The following is an 18,687-nucleotide window of genomic DNA, read 5'->3' on the forward strand; positions in this document are numbered from 1 at the left end:
GGCTTTATTTCTACTCTATAGGGAAAAATAGATCACATCAAATTAAAGGCGGTTGAAACCGCATCTACACAAACAAAACCCGCCGACGCGGGTTGAAGATTCTGGGGCGGATTTTTCCTACCCACATACCATATAAGTCCGCGCAGGCGGACATCGTTTGTGTAGCCGTGATTTCAATCGCCGAGGGCTTTATTTCTACTCTATAGGGAAAAATAGATCACATCAAATTAAAGGCGGTTGAAACCGCATCTACACAAACAAAACCCGCCGACGCGGGTTGAAGATTCTGGGGGCGGATTTTTCCTACCCACATACCATATAAGTCCGCGAAGGCGGACATCGTTTGTGTAGCCGTGATTTCAATCGCCGACGGCTTTATTTCTACGAAGGCCGACATCGTTTGTGTAGCCGCGATTTCAATCGCCGAGGGCTTTATTTCTAAAAATAAATCACCGATCACCGATCAGGGTACGATGAACGATGACGCCATGCCATCACTACTATCCATGACCTACGACCAATCAGCCGAACAGCTATTAGAGTTAGCTGCCGCATCGGGCGCTGAGGCTGCGGAAGTGTTTCAATCTCAATCCCTATCCAAGCCGATTTTTTTTGAAGCCAATCGACTCAAGCAAATAGAAAGTAGCCAATCGGAAGGGACAACCCTGCGACTTTGGCGAGATGGACGTCCGGGTTTAGCCGTTGCCTATGGGCCAGTGGAACCGGAAAAATTAGTTACCCGGGCGCTGGCTTTAAGTACCCTAAATCAGCCAGAAACCATTGAATTAACTGAATCTAAGGCCCAATCCACCTATGCCGATATTGGGGAAACTGTACCCGTTGAACAATTGATCAGTTGGGGGAAACAGGCGATTGAATTAATTCGGGCTGCCTATCCTGATATCTTATGTGCAGCCGAATGGGATTGCGAAGTGGAATCAATTCGCTTGATTAATTCCAGGGGACTTGAATGTAGCCACACCGACACTACCCTCAGTGGCTATATGGAAACCGAATGGGTTCGCAAGGATGATTTTTTATATGTTTCCGATGGCCAAACTCAACGGGATTTTCTTGATCCTACGTTACTCGCCGAACGGATTTTAATGCGGTTAAATTGGGCTAAAAATAACGTGCCGTCTCCGGTAGGTCGGATTCCGGTGTTATTTACCGCTAAAGCTGCCGATATGCTCTGGGGAACCCTGGATGCAGCTTTGAATGGTAAACAGGTCTTAGAGGGGGCTTCTCCTTGGAGCGATCGCTTAAATACTCCTGTCATATCTCCCCTGTTAACCCTATATCAAGAACCCGATGCTGGGCCATTTAGTTGCCCCTTTGATGATGAAGGTATCCCCACCCGTCCAATTACTTTTATTCAAAACGGAGTTTTAAAACTATTTTATACTGATTTAACTACGGGTCGCACCCTGGGAAGTGGTACAACCGGAAACGGATTTAGAACCCATTTAGGCAGTTATCCTACTCCTGGTTTATTTAATCTTTTAGTACAACCTGGAAAAAGTTCCTTAGCTGAGTTAATTAAAAGTTTAGATCGAGGTTTAATTATCGATCAAATGTTAGGAGAAAGTGCGGGAATTAGTGGGGATTTTTCGATTAATGTGGATTTAGGATATCGAGTCGAAAAGGGCGAAATTGTCGGACGGGTAAAAAATACAATGGTCGCCGGAAATGTTTACACCGCCCTCAAACAAGTTATAGAATTAGGAGGTGATGCCTCTTGGAATGGTTCCTGTTATACTCCTTCTATTATTCTTGAAGGGTTATCGGTTACGGGTAATGGGTAATGGGTAATGGGTAATGGGTAATGGGGATTAGCATAGATTAAAATCTGTGAAATCCGTGAAATCCTCTTAAATCTGTGATCCCTGTTCTCTCAAAATACTATCTACTAAAATGATTGAATTTAATCAATTTGAAGCCTTGAGTTTTGATTGCTATGGCACTTTAATTGATTGGGAAAACGGAATTACTCCGGTTTTACAACAATTAGTTAATGCTCATGGCATTGAGATGAGTAATCAACAGTTACTCGAATTATTTGCTATCTTAGAACCGGAAGCCCAAAGTGGAGAATATAAAACCTATCGGCAAATTATGCGAGAGGTGGTGCAGAAGTTCGGAGAACGTTTAGGGTTTTCTCCCACTTCCACGGAATTAGAAAGTTTAGCCAATTCAATTCAAGATTGGCAACCTTTTCCTGATACGGTAGCAGCCCTAAAAGCCTTAAAACAAAAATATAAATTAGTGATTATTTCTAATATTGATGATGATTTATTTGCCCAAACTAACCAACATTTACAAATAGAATTTGATCATATTATTACAGCACAACAAGCTCAATCCTATAAACCTTCTGCCCATAATTTTCAATTTGCCTTAAATAAAACGGGGCTTTCTTCTGATAAGTTGCTGCACGTTGCCCAAAGTATTTTCCATGATATTGCCACAGCAAATAGTTTAGGATTAACAACAGTTTGGGTTAATCGTCGTCAAGGACAACCTGGAGGAGGAGCAACGAAAATTGCGATCGCCCAACCGGATTTAGAAGTAGCTGATTTAAAAAGTTTAGTGGACTTGATTTTTGAGGTTTAGAAAAGCACGATTAAATATTATTTATTTACTTTACCCTGAAAATACCGACTAATTAAATCCCGATTTTCTAAAGCTGGTAAATAGTTCGGATCAATCTTTAACGCTTCTTCCAAGGCATTTAAGGCTTCTGAATAGCGCTTTAAATAGAAGAATCCCATCCCCTGAGCCACCCAAATATTAACCGCTTTTGGATCAAGTTTCAGAGCTTGTTGATAAGACTTAACTGCTTCTTCATAATCTTTTACACCCGTGAAAAATAACCCTCGATTAAACCAAGCGGATACGGAATTAGGATCGATCTCAATCGCACTATTCGCTGCGGCAATTGCCTCTGGATATTGCCCTAAGTCCCACAAAATTGCACTGGAATTAGTCCAAACTGACCCCAGGGTTTCTATTGGTACAAAAGTGATATCGCTACCGATAGCACGCTGATAGGCTCTTAGAGCCTCTTGATTTTGCTGCATCGCCCGCAGAATACTCCCCCGATTAAACCACCCTTGAAAGTAGTTAGGATCGGCTGCTAAGGCCTTTTCTGATGCGTTGAGAGCTTCCTGATATTTTTGGGCTTGCCATAAAATCACGGTTTTTGTATTCCAAGCGATCGCTGAGTCGGGTTTCAAACTCAAGGCTTGATCAATCGCCAAAATTCCCTCCTCATAGCGTTTCAGACCTGCTAAAGCCTGTGCTTTCTGGATAAAAGTATCAGCAGGCTCACTTTCTAGCCAATTACTATCTTGTTGTAATCCACTTTCACAGGCTGTTAGTGCTTCTTGATAATTCCCTAATTTATTCAGAGTTGCACACAAATTCACCAAAGCTAAGGCATTATTAGGATAAATTTTAATAGCTGTTTCTAAAGCCTTTTTTGCTTGCACATATTCGTTTAATTCTCCTAAATTGATCCCTTGATATGTCCAAGCCACAGCAAATTCAGGATCGAGGGTTGTTGCTTGTTCATAAGAAGTTTTTGCCGATTCTAAGCGAGAGATTCGAGTAGTTAAAATACAATTATTTTTGACTCCAATATTAGTCTCTAAATCAGTTTTCTTTGCCTCACAACTGGCTAAAACTTGCTGATATTTTGCCAAACGACTAAAAGCCAAACCTCGCCAAAACCAGGCTTGAGCCGGAGAACTTTCTCCCCAATTTTGATTAACTTTTAAAGCGTTATCACAATTGGTAATTGCTGGTTCATGCTTCTCCATTTCTAACAAAACTCGGCAGCTACTGACTAAAACAATAGAATTCTGAGGATCGAGTTTTAAAGCTTGATCAAAAGATGCTAAAGCTTCAGAATATTGGGCTTTCTGTTCTTGAGCTAAACCTCGACTTAACCAAGTCAGACTCGGAGAAAATTCCTCCCAATTTTGATTAATTTCTAAAGCACTATCACAAGCGGAAATAGCCTGATCTGGTTGACCTAATGCTAAAAGAGATCTACACTGTAGGGTTAAGGCTAGAGAGTTTTTAGGTTGAATTTCCAGGGCTTGTAAACTCGATACTAAAGCTTGATCATATTGTCCTAATTTTAATAATAGATCGCTGCGAAATCCCCATAAATCGGCTCTCTTTTTTTTACTCAAATTAATTGCTTGATTACAGGCTGATAACGCTTCTTCAAGCCGGGGTTGTTTCCGCAGGACATTACATAAAGAAAAATAGTAGTTAAAATCTCCGGTAATGGGAATAGGGGGAATAGGAATTGCGGTCGGTTGTTGAGGGATATTAATATTAAAAGGTAAGGAAAATTGAGCAATAATTATCGACCCCCAAAAATTAAAACTTAGAGCAACAGAAGGAAAACGCACTTTTTTAATTTTATTTATTTTGGTCATAGTTTTAACATAAGAGTGAAAATTATTCTATTAACTATTTAATCAAATTGAGGAGGAATTTCAATCGGCGAAGCCGAGAAAGAAGGGGTTGGAGTTGGAGAAGGGGTTGGAGAAGGAGTTGGAGTTGGAGTTGTTGGTAATAAAGGAAAATTAGGTGGAGTTGTTAACAATTTAGGGACAGTTTGATTAGGTCGATTTGGAGAAAGGTTGGGGTTATTTGGGGTTAATTTAGGGTTTCTGGAATCTTTTATAGAAGTATCCTGCTGTTTATCTACCGGGGGCGTTTTAGGTTCGGAAATAGGAACAACAATTTTTTCAAAGGTGACAGTTCGATTCAATTGTTCCCCCGATTCTCCTTTAACCGCAAGTGTAATTGTTTCTACACCCGGTTGTTGAGTAATCGGATAAATTATCGAACCTTCAAGACCCACTGTTCCGGGTGCGGGAAGTAATTCAACAATTGTATTTTTACCCCCTTCTACCTTCCAACTAATCCGAATAGTTTTAGCAGTTTTTTCAGGATTAATCGGTAAAATATATTTAGGTAAAGCGTCCTGATCATTCACTAAAAAAGAGACAATTTTAGTCGGGTAAATATAAGGGATAATCTTAATTATATCACTTTTATGGCTAATAGCAGTTTCCTCTGGTGTCTCCTTAGAGACCGCCGACAATTCAAAAATATAGTTTCCGGCTTTTCGGGCATTTGTAGGGACTCTTTGACAAATTAATTCCGATTCTAATAAGCAAAATCCACTTAACTCCGAGGGGATACCGTCACTAAAATCGTAGGTTTTTAATGGAATTAGAACAGTGTCATCTGTGGAACGAGCAATTAACTTTAATGCTTGCAATTGTTCGGGATTTTTAATTTTCCAATTCAAGGCAATTTCATTATTAAATGTTAGGATAGGCTGATTTGGGGCTGCTTCTTGATAGGCTGTTTGTGTTGCCATAAAATCCAAGATTTTAGGCTGGGGTAAAGCACTAATACGAATCGTGTTTGTTTTTTTAGAATCAGCTAACTGATAGCGTTTTTTAGCAAATATATCCATTTGAAAAATATAAGTTCCCGCTTGTTGGGCATCGGTACGAATATTTTGACAATTTAAAACCGATTCTAATGTGCAAAATTCCTTCAATTCCGGCGGAATCCCCTTGCTAAAATCATACAATATATCTTCACTAGAAACAATACCACTATCGGCGGCAATCCCAGTAATTTTAATCGTTTTTAACTGTTGAGGCTGAAGAATTTGCCAATTTAAGTGAATCGCATCTCCTGCGGCTTGTTCATAAGTCGGAAAAACCGAAGTAAATTCTAAAATTTTCGGGGGTGTTGGCGGTCGGAAAAATACCCACCAAATCGCAAAAATTAGGGATGCGATCGCCCCCAAAATCATAAAAATTAATAAAATAAATTGCCAAAGGGGTCGTGCTTCCCAAATTAAAGTTCCTGGCAACCGTTCGGGAACAGGTAGTTGATAACTATCCTCAATTTCTATATAAAATTCAATAGGTAATCCCTTGCCAAACCAAGGACGTCGCCACCATTTATTCGGTTTAACTTTTAGGTCAATTTGAGTTTTTAATTGCGCCCCTAATTTCACCTGTTCAGGGTCAAAAATATAAGTACAAATTGGTTTACCTGCGTCTTCTTCGGCCGTAAAACTAACATTGCGGAGGGTGTTTCCCCCATTCCCTAATAACAGCCGAAACCATCCCGTTTCTTTACTAACTTTCCCAATTTTCGTTTGCAATTCTGGGATTAATCTATAGGTGGGAAGTACCCGCAAATACAAGACATCAATTAGTACCAAATCGAGGTTATTCAAGGAAGTTAAACGTAGGGTTGGGGAGTAATTTCCGGCTTTGACGTTTAGAGGAAATTGTAAGCGGAAAATAATCTCACTTTTCGCCCCCGGATTCAATGCTAAACTTTGCCGTTCTCCGACTAATCCTAATTCAACTAATCCCTCTGGATAAATCACAGTAAACCAATCATTGGGCAGATCAGAACAACTTAAACGAAAGCGATCAACCCGTGAAGAACGGTTATTAACTATAATTTTACAATCTAAAGGTTTGCCCGGTTCAATAATAGTTGGTTTTTGATAAGTTGTAATTGGTAAAATTTGAAATGTCGGGTCATTAATCTGGGTCGCGGATTGTACTGATGGTAAAATTTGCAGTCGCGCTTGATGACGAATTGGCGTGTCTTCTGGATAGTGTTTAGGCGCATCAATAACTAATAAATAACTATGATTTTCGGGGGTAGCATTAATAGGAATTGCGAAGTAAAAAACTACCTCTGCGCTACAATTATTAGCTAATGCTAAACTTTCCGAAGCAGAGCTACACCACTGACGTAACAAGCCAGAAGTTTCATCAATATAAACATTAATAACAGCGCCTTTATTGCCTTGATTGCTTACTGTAACCCGCAGTTCAAAAATCTCTCCAGCACAGGCAGAACTGTCTTCGGAAGGGTTAATAATCAAGGCGATGGGTTTAGCAATTCCCGCATTTTCTGAATATTCAATATCATTCAGAGCTTGACCGTTAGTTTGTGGAGTTTGATGTACCATAATTTTAAATCCTCAAAAATAGTTAAATTAATTATTTAAGTCTCTACTCTATCTCAAGATTATTGCGAAAATCACAACCCAAATTAAATATTCTTTTTGTTTGGGTTATTCTGACTTGATCATCATCACCTCCACTAGCAATTAAGATATTTTTACCGACAATTTTAACATCAACACTATTAATTTTTTTCTGATGATAGGAATGGCTAACTTCTTGTTTAATTCCCAGATTGTTTTCTATAGATGAACCATCAGGCATTGTTAAAGGTCGTTTTCCTTCAGAAGTTAAAGCCCAAAGTATGACTTTACCATCGTCCCCACCACTGGCTAAATAGCAGCCATTGTTACTAAATGAAACTGAACGAACCGCTTCCCCCATCTTGCTTCCTTGCCAACGATCAATTACTTCACATTCTCCTGAACTATCTAAACAGTTTTTCATATTCCAGATCGTAATATTTCCTTGATTATCCCCTGTTGCTAAAATATTGGGAGCAATTTCTGCAACATCAACACTTAAAATATAATCATCTTGTCCTCCGGTTGGATAAGGAACTTTTAAGGTTTTATTCTGGTCAAGATTCCAAATTAAAAACTGATTATACCGACCGACAACTGCTAAATGACGATTATCTTTTCCGACAAAACTCAGGTCATAAACAGCAAAATCAAATTGTTTTTTCTTTAATAAGCGATCGCTTCCTTTAGTCATTTGATCTCGCTGAAGACTGGCATCCCACTGTACAACTAAACCACTACCATGACCACTAAATAATGTTTGAGAATCTTGAGAAAATTCTAAGGCAAAAACGCGATCATCTTTATTAATTGAAAAAGTATCAATTAACCCGGTTTCTTCCGTTAATCCCCACAATTGAATCTCCCCATTTTCCAATCCGGCGGCGATCATATTATTGTCAACAGGTCGGTAACGTAAGACTCGCACAGCCTTTTTAGTATTGCCAATTTTACCGATAAATTGATTGTGTAAATCATTAAAAAAGTTAGTAACTTTCCATTCAGCTATTGTCTGATCATTAGAACCACTCATGATCGTACTGGCTAACCCATCAAATTGAACAGAATTAACTGGTTTTTTATGTCCTAAAGAGGGATGATAAGGATTCAGTGCCGAAAACCACCACAGTAACCCCAGTAATACAACACTGCCCGTTAATATTAACCACCGGGGAATAAAGGGTAAAACCTTTAATTTTAAGGTTTGACTGGGGGGAGAAGTTCCAGACAAACGGCTATCAGAAACAGAGGAAAGATTTTGTGTTTGTATTGTTGTTACTTCTATTAAAAATTCTCTCATCCGACCTAACCAATGTCGTTTAACTTTTGTTAATAATAAGATTTGATTTGTTTCGCCAATTTCGAGATCAATAGTAGGATCAAAATCATTAATTTCCACATCATGATTTACGGGTTCTATGGATTTTTTTTTGTCTTGTATTAATAGAGATAAATCGGTTTTTAATTCATATTTTATTTTGTCTGAACAATTAATTTGGAGTTGAAATATCTGCGAAATATTGCTATAGTTTTTGATTTCTATATGAAAAATAACCGGGTCAGAACGCCAAAAAAACCTTCTTCTATTGGGGATGCGACGTTCCTGGGGAAAACACCTAAATTCTACAATTCCTTGGGGTAAAATTAATAAATTTCCGGTGATTTGCCTTGATAAACCATTGGTGATTGTTGCTGTAATAGTGAAGGGCTGAACTTGGCTTTTAGTTTGGATAATATCGGGGATTTGGCACCAGAAAACGGCATCAACTCGAAAACGAGATGGAATTTGGATAAGCTGTTGTTCTTCTATTAACCAGGTGGGATTAATTCCTGTTAATTTTAATACCGCATTGGCAGGTTGAGAACTGGGATTATAAACTTGAACAGGGATTTTAATTTGCTGTAGGGGGTAAGCTTGAAATTCCTGGACAGGAAGGGTTAATTTTAAGCCAACTCCCCCGCTTCCTTCGAGTATATTTAACCGCAATAATTGACGGGTTTCTTCCTGAAGTTCAATGGAAAAAACTCTCACGGTTAGATTCATTTGACCGACAAAACCAGGTAAAGGACTATCAATAATTTTAACCAGAAATTGTGTAGAATCTCCTGGGGGTTTTTTCGTGCAAATTTCGGGGGAGAGAATATACCAATTTGGGGCTAAATTTTCATCGGTACCCGCAGCTAATACTTCTACCTGAAAGCTGGCAAAACGATCACTATAGTTAATCGCATTGATTTCAAAAGATACGGCTGATTCACCCGGTTTGAATGTTAGTTCAGTTGTAGAAATCTCAGTGGTAATTAGATTGGTTTTCATGTTTAATTCCTTGAAATTTATCGTATTTAATTTATAATTAATTATCTTCAATTTATTGAATTTTTATCCTTTTCTCCTATTTTTGTCCTGAGTTGTTGTGATTCTCTCAATAATACTTCTAAGTTTTTAACTTGCTTTTGGGAATTATTTCCAGTCTTAATTTTTTGCTTTTGCAAATCTTGATTTTTAAGTTGATCAATCATTTGTTTCCAATTTTGTTCGCGGCTGTAAATAACATTTGCCATAGCTAACATTACTTTTCCTAACTGTCCAAATTCATCGCGACGACTACTCACCTCCTCTAATATACTTTGATCAAAGTTTTGTGACTCAATAGTATGGGCTGCTTGTTGTAACTGTTCAATAGGTTTAATAATCCAACGCACCATTAACAGAGCTAAAATCACGCCAATACCCGCCACCGAAATGCCAATAATTACGGTTAAAAGGGTATAGGTATAGATATGTTTAAGAAAATCAGAATAGGGAATCACAACCACCATTAACCAATCAATTCCTTCTTGATTTTGTAGAGGGGTGACTTGGACAAGCTGTAAATCTCCTTTGAATCGAAAGGTGAATTGTTGTTTGTCTTTAATCTGATCTAAACCATTAAATTTTTCAATTAAGTATTGACCTGTTCCTTGAATAGTCGGATTTTGACTTTCACTAATATTCAGTCGTTCAGTTTGATTATTTACTACTTTAAATGGTTGCTCTAAAGTTGAGATGGCAATTACATCTCCCGTCCTTTCTATAATTAAAGCTTTTCCATTCTGACTAATTTCTAAATTTCCTAAAAATTTGCTAATTTGTACCAGACTAATATCAGTGGAAATCACTCCTTCAAAATTCCCAGATTCCTGATTGTAAATCGGAATAGAAAAATCCATCCCCACCGTATTGATACTGCCAAATTTATAAACCGGAGTCCAGGTTGGTTTTTCTGCGCTTTTAGCAAATTTATACCAGAGACGAAGGCGAGGATCATACTCCACGCTTTTGATCAATCTTTTGCGATTTGCTTTGGAGTCAACTTCATAAAAGTTTCGATTCGAGTTCGTTGATTCATCTCTAATTTTTTCTATAAATTCATTTTCTGTTTTTTCATAACTTACATGATTTCCTTGTTCTGTTCCTATATAAATGGAATTTAAAGCGGTTTCGTCTTGTATTTGTCGCCAAAAATATTGCTTGACTTCCGGTAAATTATTAACATCAACATTTCTACTTTGGATAGCTGCTAAATATGCAGGTAATAATAATTGTGGCTTTCCTAAATAATTGCGAACATTGAGTTCAATTATCTGAGTCGATTTTTCACTGACTTGTAACATCAACTTTTCAATCTCTTGTTTTCCTAATTGAAAGTTAAACCAGCCAATCACGGCGATGGAAGCCAATAAAGGTGTAACAATAATCAGGGGCAAGGTATGGCGAATGGATAAAGAACCCACGGATTTATCAAAAATTTTATACAAAGTAGAGAAAGTTTTGTTGGCCATAGTAAGTTTTAATTTTATAGTAGCAAAAAGATTAACAACTTCAATCAATTAATTGTTCATAAACCTAAAGTAGAAGTTGAGTTAATTGTCGCCTTTTTACTGCAAAATGTAGAAAATTAATCCCTAGTTCTTGAGCAGTTCTAATCGTTTCTCTGGGAAAACTAAACCCTTCATTTAATCCCCAACCTATTGACAAATCCCCTAAAACCAAGATAATATTACCCCAATTAAATAGACTAATTTCCTGTTCTTTAATGATCGGAAACTGACTAAACAAAAATGGCTGATTTCGCAGGGGATGTTGACGAGTAATTGCTCCTGAATCGTTGGCTGTAACTTCGCCTGTTTTTTGGGCTAAATTTCTGACGGCGGCCATAACATCAGCCAACTGTTTATCTAAAATCTTTGTTGTCGTCTCTAATTCGCTTTCCAACTGTTGTATCAACGGATCGAATTCTCCATCTTCTTTAAGATAATTTAGGGTTTCTTTCAGTTTTTGTTGAATTTTAATTAACTGCACAATTTCGTTTTCCAGAGTTGTTAATTCTATAAAAATTATCCCTCCAGTTTCCCTATATTCTCTGAGAATTTCAGTTTCTGATTCTGTTAATATAGCAATTTTTTGATAACTGAGGTAGAGTAAATCATAGTTTAAAGATTCGTTATTTTCTTCTGTCTGTAATTTAATTTTGCCAATTTCTGACCGACCTCCAAGGGCGGGATAAAGTGCAGGTAAAGATTGAATTAGTCCAGATAAAGATGATAAAATCATCTGATCAATGGGTGAATCGTTGGCAATTAAACCGACGCTCACCACCCCTTGATGACGTGCCATTACTTGTTGCCGATAGCGCAAATCAATATGATTTCCGGCGGGGAAGAAAACATTAGTTGGGGAGGTAATTTGAACGTTTCCTGCTAATAAGATAATCCGGCAGAGTTCTACCTCTAGTTGTTCAGGTTTATTAATTTTTTCATCAATTCTAAACATTTCCTCGATCAAATATTTTGATTCGGGTCGATATAGTGTTTCTGGATTAACGTATCTGATAGTAATATAAATTAATAGAGGGTTTTCCCCAGCTTCAGAGGCAATATGAAATTCCATCGGTTCGGGAACAATTATCGGATTCCCGATTAAATCAATCGCAATTCCACGGTCAATTTTAATCCAGCGATTATCCCGATATTTAGCGACAATATGATCCGGTGCAGGAATAGCAGAAACCCCTAATCCACAGACGATTCCTGGTTGATTCAGGGATTGATAATGGAGATTTTGACGATTCTGGTGATAGGCGTGGGCAGATTGCCAACGTTCAGCATTTAAGAGCAGTCCATCCTCGACGGATAGACGTTTTAGGGGCGATGGTTCAGGGTAATCAAATAAGGAAAACATAATGATAATTATATGATGATTTTGTCAAGAAAAGGATAAAGTTTTTAAGAGAGGGAATGGGGAATAGGGAATGGGGAATGGGGAATGGGGAATGGGGAATGGGGAATGGGGAATGGGGAATAGGTAATGGGTAATAGGTAATAGGTAATAGGTAATAGGTAATAGGTAATTACGAATTACTTACGAATGGGTTTTGGGTGATATTCAGCGAGCGAGGACGCTCCCCCTGCCCCTGCCTCCCCTGCCTCCCCTGCTCCGGTGTTACCCTGTTTCTATAATTAACTCGTAACTACAAAATGCCGGTTTTTCCTGTTCAATAATAGTTCGCACTAAGGCTTCTTCAATGGGGCGATCGGGTTCTGGACGCAGGCGAACTGTAAAATGAAAGGGTCGCACTCCTCCCAAAATAGCGTCGTAACCTAAGCGAGTTTTGTCCAAGACGAAGCCGGAATTAAAAAACTCATAAATTCCAATATGTTTTTCATCTTCATTCATAATATGATCATCTAAAGGTAAACGAGTTGCTAAGTAAATATATAGGCGCAGACCCCGACGAGTTCCTCGCCATCTATAAATTTCAATCGCATTTCGGATTAAGTTTCTTTGCTGTTCTAAGGTTAAATAAGGTTGATTTTTCCAGCCTACCCAGTGAGCTAGAAACTCTAACATTCCGATCGGGGCTGTTAGGGGATCTAAATAAGCCCAAAGGTTAGAAAGAATTTGGACATCCGGTTCTAAAGTCGCTTCAAAAATTTGCAGAAAACGTCCAACAAAATCAATTTCTCGATAAAAATTAGGTAGAAATTGTTGATAACGGCTAATAGGGCGAACATAAAGGTTAAAAGTTGCTATTTCTAGCAATTGTGATCCTGTTCCCGGGGCTGCTCCATAAACAGCTAAACGGCTTTGATAATCTAATTTCAGAACTTGACCCACACCAAGGGCAAAGGGATTTTCAAAGAAATCCGCCGGGGTTTGAAAGCGGATAATCGCTTTGATTGTTTCGGCAGGTGTTAGTAAAAACGCGGGATTTTCTTCCTCTAGTTCTGTGATGATAGTATACCAATTCTGGGGAAAATCTCCTGTAATTTCTAGGGTTAATTCTAAAGTATAACTTCCTAAATTTTCTAAATTAACCACCAATTCACTGGCTTCTCCTGGGACAAGTAAAAGACTCGGATTTTCCAGATTAATATTTTCCGATGCCTGAATCGGAAGCGTGTTTAAATTTGCTTCCGGTGATCGCATAGGAATTAATTTTAAAATCAGGAGTTCACGAGCCATAAATCAGTTATCAGTTATCAGTCATCAGTCATCAGTTATCAGTGTAAGAGGTATCAGTGATCAGTTGAGGAGTTAATAAATTAACTGTAAACTTAATAACTGTAAACTGTTAACTGATAAATGAAATAACGTGCTGCGATCGCAGGGTCGAATCAGCCCAGGAACAGATCAATCCCTTGGGGCCAGGATTAACAGTGGGGGATGGGGGCAGACGCATCCAAGATTGTCCTTGACGCTGAAGTTCAAACAGTTGCAGTGTCCCAATATAACGAATCGCATCAAACTGCTGGATCACAGTGATCGCATCGCTGAGATAGACAGGTTGACCCAGGGGCCAGCCCTTTTGATCCATGCCTCCGGTAATGGGATTAAAAAAGCTGTAAAGAGCGACTAGCATTTGTTGGCGGAGGGTTTGCTGGGCAACGGGGTGATTGTATTCGGGTTTGAGGGCAACTTCCGCCTGAATTGCCACCCCCGTATAGTCACCGGAGACACATAACACCTGTACCCCTAAAAGCCGCCGTTCGTCCAGGTAGGCGATCACTTTTTGCTCCAGATCATCGGTGAGGGTGAACTGGTCGGGGTGAATGCCCTCACTGCGGATGATGTCATCCTCCCCCAAGCCCCCCGTGAACGGGGAGTTTAGGGGTGTCACCTGTGGAACAATTAAAACCCGTACTGTCCCTCCTTTGCCACTGGTAACAGGTAAACAGTGGGCGCGAGCCACGGCCCCAGCCCCGCCCCTAATCGCCAACTCCTCAAAATCTTCAGGGGTAACGGCCCGATCGCGGGTACGAAGCATTTGAGGCACACGGATCGCCGCCTGTTCTAAGGTTTCAGCCTCGGCTCCATTTCTGGCTGGTTGATGGTTAATCACACTGGCAACATAGGGAACGGCCGTTTTCAAAATTTCTAACGTCCCCACCTGAACGTTTCCCCCCGAACCTCCTCCCGTGCGGTAACGAGACATCTGCAACGTCGCTCCTTTTGGGGGAATACTGCCATATTGGTTTTGTAAGTCGGAACTTGAAAGTAGCATTTGCCTAGAGGTATGGGTTTGTGCGTTTGCCCTTAACTCCATTGCTTCCTTGAGTTGGCTGGCTTCCCTGACTAATGGGCCTAATTGCAGGACACCTGTTAGGGAGTCGATAATATAGTGTTGATCGTTTACTCCCGACTCTGAAAAATCCTTGACTTCTTGCCAGCGTTGGGGAATGGCACCTGGGGGGGTAACAATCAGATATTCGTCCTCTCGCCGTTCTAGTACGGGTGTTCCTTGAAGTTGAAAAAACTGTCCGGGGTCGCCGTTGCTTTCCCCTAAGATTTCATCTTCAATAATTTCACATTGGGTGGCTTTGACTGTTCCGCCAATGGCTGTGGCCGTAATCCCAATCATCCGAGGTGAGCGACTGTAGGCGGGTTGTCTGGGATCGGTTTCTGTACAAACACACCGCAACCACCGACCTCGATAGGCGGTGAAGTTAGCCGGAGGAAAGTTAATTGGCAGGTGCAGGGTCACGTCGGCACCTTGTAATGGGTTGCCGCCTTTTTGGGCGAGGTTACTGAAGCTAAATCCTTGGGTTTCGTCATCGGATTCTTGTAGGAGGACGGGTTGCCATTCACTTCCATTCCAGGCTTCCCAGCGACGGGGGGGCGATGCGGGGTTAATTCCGGTGGGAGTGGCTTCTTGACCTTTAATCCTAATGGTGAGAACGTTACCATCCAGGGGTTCATCGGGGTCAAAGACCAGATAGAAGCAATTACCAGGTTGGGGACTATCACTGAACAGGGAAAGCTCAGGGCCAGACCAGTTACCCGGCAATGCGGCACTCCAGAAGTTGGTAAAGCGATCGCGCAAAACCTGCGGGTTCGAGGGTGCCGTATCCCCGGTGAGAAAGTGTTGGATGGTGGGTTGACCAATAATCAGGGGTTGGTCGGTTGTAAACACAATGGCGGACTGGGTGGCCGTGCGTCCTGTGGCGACTTCGGTTCCCGTTGTGATGGTATAAGTATCTGGCAGATCGCCGACTAAATAAAATGTGATTTCTGTTGTTGCTGGTTTGGGCGGTTGTAAACGAATACCGAGCAATTCTAAGAAGGTAATATAATTACGTCGGGGGACTTGATTAAACCGAGCTAACATTTGGTCGGTTAACCAAGCAAATAGTTCAACTAAGGTAATACCTGGATCACTGGGATTATAGTTTGTCCACTCTGGACAATAGCGGGGAATCCTCAGAATACATTCTTTTACCAGGTCTTCATAGTCCCGATCATCTAAGTTAGGTTTAGGTAGTTTAGGTAAAAAGTCAAAAACCATAAAAATCAGTTATCAGTTATCAGTCATCAGTTATCAGTAATTCGTAATTCGTAATTAGTTTTCAACTTGCAAATAAAAGGGAAAAACAATACTGCGTCCTTCGTAAGTTTTTTGCAGATGGTAAATAATATTAAGATCAACTCTTCCTTGATAGGAGTCAGGGTCAGTTAGGACTTCATCAACAATAATTCGGGGTTCCCAAAGTTCTAATGCTTCTTGGACATAAATTCGCATTAACATCAGGGTTTGTTGGTTAATGGGGGCGAAATTCAACTCGGACAAACGACAGCCAAAATTCGGCCGATAAACCCTTTCTCCCCATTGGGTCAGCAGGATAATATAAATTGATTCTCTGATATTCTGTTCCTCTGCACTCAAGTCGAGGTTGCCCTGAAGGTTGATTTGCACGGGAAATCGTAAACCTTGACCCAAGTAAGGACGGCTTAATTGTCGATTCGCTAAATTAACCATTACCTATTACCCATTACCTATTACCCATTATCTGTATCCAGATGGATGCCCTTAATTTAGCTTATTGATTCGACCGGGTGTATTCTCCAAAGGTCTAATCACACCTAAGATATTTTTTATGGAAGTTCCCAGCCGTTGAAACGGCGGGTTATACAAACTAAGTCCACCTGCGTGGACTAAGAGAAAATTCAGGTCTTAAACCCACGAAGGTGGGTTTTGTCTGTGTAGCCACGATTTCTAATTGCTTGGTTCTTTAATTTTTTCTTAAACCCACGAAGGTGGGTTTTGTCTGTGTAGCCACGATTTCTAATTGCTGGGTTCTTTGATTTTTTCTCGCAGGTCGCTTAAGGTTTGAGCTTGCTGAATATCAGTGGTGATATTTTGTTGAACCTGCTCCTTAAGTTGAGCCATTTCTTGAGCACGAGAGAGATCACTGTTAGTATTTTGCTGAATTTGCTGTTGCAAATTAGTTAAGGTTTCTCCAACATTAATACTATTAACCGTTGTACCCATTAGGAATTGTGTCGCTAAAACATTGCCCGATACTAATACCTGTCCCGTTCCCGGTTGTAGCTGAATATTTCCCTTTGACTCAATAGTAATACCCCCCTGATCATCTAAACGAATTGACTGTCCCGCCTTAGTCCTCACCTCAATTGACCCATTACTATCATTGAGGCGAATTTGATGGCCCTGACTGGTTTGAATATAAATACCCGCCGCCGTCCCATCTTTATCTTCTTCCACAAATTGTAAAGTGTGCTGGGTACGAGTTTTAAATGTTCTTAAGCGGACTTTCCCCTTGTCAACCGAGTCTTCAATATTGGCGGGGGGCTGATCTTTGCCATTCCAAACCCCACCAATAATATAGGGGCGATGAATGTCTCCATGTTCAAAGGCAACCAACACCTCATCATTAATTTCCGGTAAACAGTCGAACCCACGATCTGGGCCAGCCCCCACCCCCACAACCCTCGCCCAGTAACTCGCATGGGCGGTACTATCTTGTTCCGGGGTCAGGGTCGGAAATTTCACCCGCACCCGTCCCCAACCCTTGGGATCTTTGTTATCTGTGACAATACCCACCAGATGGGTCTGTCCAGGTCTGAGGCGTGTACTTGGGGAAAGGGTTTGCAGCAAGTTGTCTCCCCGGAGTCCCCGCACACTAAATTCCGTTGTGTAAATTCCCTCATAAAATAGATGGCGACTTTCTGTAACGTAATAACTGCCACTATAACGACCCATTCTATCTAGTTCTACAACTTTCCCCGGTCGGATGCGGGGGTTGCCCTGTCCCCGGGTATCGGCATAGATAAAGTCCCCTTCTAACTCATTAAAAAGTGCCTGTGCCATCACTTCTGCTTCTTTAATGGTAGCAGTGGGTTGATCCACAACTAATAGCTTAGGTTCAGAAGGGTTCAACCCGAACTTTTGGCTATAGTCCCTGCCTTTTCCGTATTCGGTACGAGTCAGAATCTCAGAAGTAGTTAATTGACTGGTTTCTTTGGGAATACGGGCAACGATGGGCTCCTTTCTTTCATAGTCCCAACTCCGTACTTCCACCGCTTTCACTTGTTCAGCACTGGTTAAACGAACACGAAAACTGGTAAAATCAGCCAGCCAAACTAACTGTAAAATCTCATTAATCTGAGGATTGCGAAAATTCAGTTTACCATCTTGGACAAACAATTCAAACCCAATGCGGGCGGCTCGTTCCCGCAGAAATGCCATATTGGTTTGATTTTCTTGAAACACATATTCATGTTTTTCCCCACTAGAGTCAATTGTATGGGTTTCAATTCCCACTTCTTCGGCGATTTTTTTGACAATATCCGAATCAGTATAATCTTGAAAAGATCGAATATAAAGTCCTCGATGTAAGCGATGGGAAATGTCATAACCCCGAATTACAATAGGAGCTTGAGTTTGTCCTGAGAAATGAGTTTCAATTGCTGTAATTTCCCCATCAATTAAATAGGTTGGCTGATTATTGGGTTGTTCAGAATCAGAATTCGTACTGGGAATAAAACCAATTTTAATAACTTTACCAATTTGGATAATGTCCTGATCATACTTCCAGGTTTTTGTTTCTTGATCAGTGGCAGCATAGGGATTATTAATAACTACGGTAAACATAGCGGGTAAATGCAAACTTTCTTCTACAGAAATTTGCAGAATATCCCGCCTAAAATCATTCATTAAGTCTGGATCAACTCCATCAACTGTAATAATAGGAGTCGAGACATAATCCGTTGCTTGTGAACTCATAAAACAACCCACTAATAATCAGTTATCAGTCATCAGTTATCAGTTATCAGTCTTTCATCCCTATTC

General features: G+C 40.3%; 12 protein-coding genes. 2 read left to right on the top strand and 10 right to left on the bottom strand.

The genetic code is table 11. The features are described from left to right. Nucleotides 1-217: 217 nt before the first annotated feature. The gene (locus tag NMG88_RS15700) at nucleotides 218-397 is read right to left on the bottom strand and encodes a hypothetical protein (protein WP_227350608.1); all 180 of its coding nucleotides are present in this window, start codon (nucleotides 395-397) and stop codon (nucleotides 218-220) included. A gap of 109 nt (nucleotides 398-506) precedes the next feature. Between NMG88_RS15700 and NMG88_RS15705 the strand changes: the two genes are divergently transcribed. Together NMG88_RS15705 and NMG88_RS15710 are read left to right on the top strand one after the other, a co-directional pair. Continuing rightward, nucleotides 507-1,805: a TldD/PmbA family protein gene (locus NMG88_RS15705; protein WP_042154152.1), complete on the top strand. Its 1,299-nt coding sequence runs from the start codon at nucleotides 507-509 to the stop codon at nucleotides 1,803-1,805. 109 nt (nucleotides 1,806-1,914) lie between these two features. Next, the gene (locus tag NMG88_RS15710; RefSeq protein WP_235765790.1) at nucleotides 1,915-2,613 is read left to right on the top strand and encodes a haloacid dehalogenase type II; all 699 of its coding nucleotides are present in this window, start codon (nucleotides 1,915-1,917) and stop codon (nucleotides 2,611-2,613) included. Nucleotides 2,614-2,630: 17 nt separating this feature from the next. On the opposite strand, the gene NMG88_RS15715 is transcribed toward NMG88_RS15710, so the two are convergent. From NMG88_RS15715 to NMG88_RS15755, 9 genes are all read right to left on the bottom strand, one after another. Further along, nucleotides 2,631-4,451, bottom strand: a complete 1,821-nt coding sequence (locus NMG88_RS15715) for a tetratricopeptide repeat protein (protein ID WP_042154147.1) — start codon at nucleotides 4,449-4,451, stop codon at nucleotides 2,631-2,633. Nucleotides 4,452-4,489: 38 nt separating this feature from the next. Beyond that, a complete protein-coding gene (locus NMG88_RS15720) occupies nucleotides 4,490-7,039 on the bottom strand; it encodes a COG1470 family protein (RefSeq protein ID WP_235751475.1) in 2,550 nt (849 codons plus the stop codon). 43 nt (nucleotides 7,040-7,082) lie between these two features. Then, complete coding sequence (locus NMG88_RS15725) at nucleotides 7,083-9,374, bottom strand: WD40 repeat domain-containing protein (RefSeq protein ID WP_052369517.1); 2,292 nt, start codon at nucleotides 9,372-9,374, stop codon at nucleotides 7,083-7,085. Between the two features lie 47 nt (nucleotides 9,375-9,421). Further along, a complete protein-coding gene (locus NMG88_RS15730; RefSeq protein ID WP_042154145.1) occupies nucleotides 9,422-10,879 on the bottom strand; it encodes a PDC sensor domain-containing protein in 1,458 nt (485 codons plus the stop codon). A gap of 64 nt (nucleotides 10,880-10,943) precedes the next feature. Then, nucleotides 10,944-12,278 (bottom strand): hypothetical protein, encoded by a 1,335-nt coding sequence (locus tag NMG88_RS15735; RefSeq protein WP_081846370.1) that lies wholly within the window; start codon nucleotides 12,276-12,278, stop codon nucleotides 10,944-10,946. A 261-nt stretch (nucleotides 12,279-12,539) separates the two neighbouring features. Beyond that, nucleotides 12,540-13,562 (bottom strand): phage tail protein, encoded by a 1,023-nt coding sequence (locus NMG88_RS15740; RefSeq protein ID WP_254035591.1) that lies wholly within the window; start codon nucleotides 13,560-13,562, stop codon nucleotides 12,540-12,542. 109 nt (nucleotides 13,563-13,671) lie between these two features. After that, a complete protein-coding gene (locus NMG88_RS15745; protein WP_227350604.1) occupies nucleotides 13,672-15,882 on the bottom strand; it encodes a putative baseplate assembly protein in 2,211 nt (736 codons plus the stop codon). 54 nt (nucleotides 15,883-15,936) lie between these two features. Then, nucleotides 15,937-16,353: a GPW/gp25 family protein gene (locus tag NMG88_RS15750; protein ID WP_042154138.1), complete on the bottom strand. Its 417-nt coding sequence runs from the start codon at nucleotides 16,351-16,353 to the stop codon at nucleotides 15,937-15,939. Nucleotides 16,354-16,659: 306 nt separating this feature from the next. Next, nucleotides 16,660-18,621, bottom strand: a complete 1,962-nt coding sequence (locus tag NMG88_RS15755; protein ID WP_052369514.1) for a VgrG-related protein — start codon at nucleotides 18,619-18,621, stop codon at nucleotides 16,660-16,662. Nucleotides 18,622-18,687 lie beyond the last annotated feature (66 nt).

It is taken from the genome of Planktothrix agardhii (assembly GCF_904830935.1).
GTDB lineage: Bacteria > Cyanobacteriota > Cyanobacteriia > Cyanobacteriales > Microcoleaceae > Planktothrix > Planktothrix agardhii.

Coding starts and splice junctions, on each gene's coding strand:
- NMG88_RS15720 (WP_235751475.1), bottom strand. CDS start 7,039: ATGGTACATCAAACTCCACAAACTAACGGTCAAGCTCTGAATGATATT.
- NMG88_RS15725 (WP_052369517.1), bottom strand. CDS start 9,374: ATGAAAACCAATCTAATTACCACTGAGATTTCTACAACTGAACTAACA.
- NMG88_RS15750 (WP_042154138.1), bottom strand. CDS start 16,353: ATGGTTAATTTAGCGAATCGACAATTAAGCCGTCCTTACTTGGGTCAA.
- NMG88_RS15735 (WP_081846370.1), bottom strand. CDS start 12,278: ATGTTTTCCTTATTTGATTACCCTGAACCATCGCCCCTAAAACGTCTA.
- NMG88_RS15745 (WP_227350604.1), bottom strand. CDS start 15,882: ATGGTTTTTGACTTTTTACCTAAACTACCTAAACCTAACTTAGATGAT.
- NMG88_RS15700 (WP_227350608.1), bottom strand. CDS start 397: ATGTCGGCCTTCGTAGAAATAAAGCCGTCGGCGATTGAAATCACGGCT.
- NMG88_RS15755 (WP_052369514.1), bottom strand. CDS start 18,621: ATGAGTTCACAAGCAACGGATTATGTCTCGACTCCTATTATTACAGTT.
- NMG88_RS15740 (WP_254035591.1), bottom strand. CDS start 13,562: ATGGCTCGTGAACTCCTGATTTTAAAATTAATTCCTATGCGATCACCG.
- NMG88_RS15730 (WP_042154145.1), bottom strand. CDS start 10,879: ATGGCCAACAAAACTTTCTCTACTTTGTATAAAATTTTTGATAAATCC.
- NMG88_RS15710 (WP_235765790.1), top strand. CDS start 1,915: ATGATTGAATTTAATCAATTTGAAGCCTTGAGTTTTGATTGCTATGGC.
- NMG88_RS15715 (WP_042154147.1), bottom strand. CDS start 4,451: ATGACCAAAATAAATAAAATTAAAAAAGTGCGTTTTCCTTCTGTTGCT.
- NMG88_RS15705 (WP_042154152.1), top strand. CDS start 507: ATGACCTACGACCAATCAGCCGAACAGCTATTAGAGTTAGCTGCCGCA.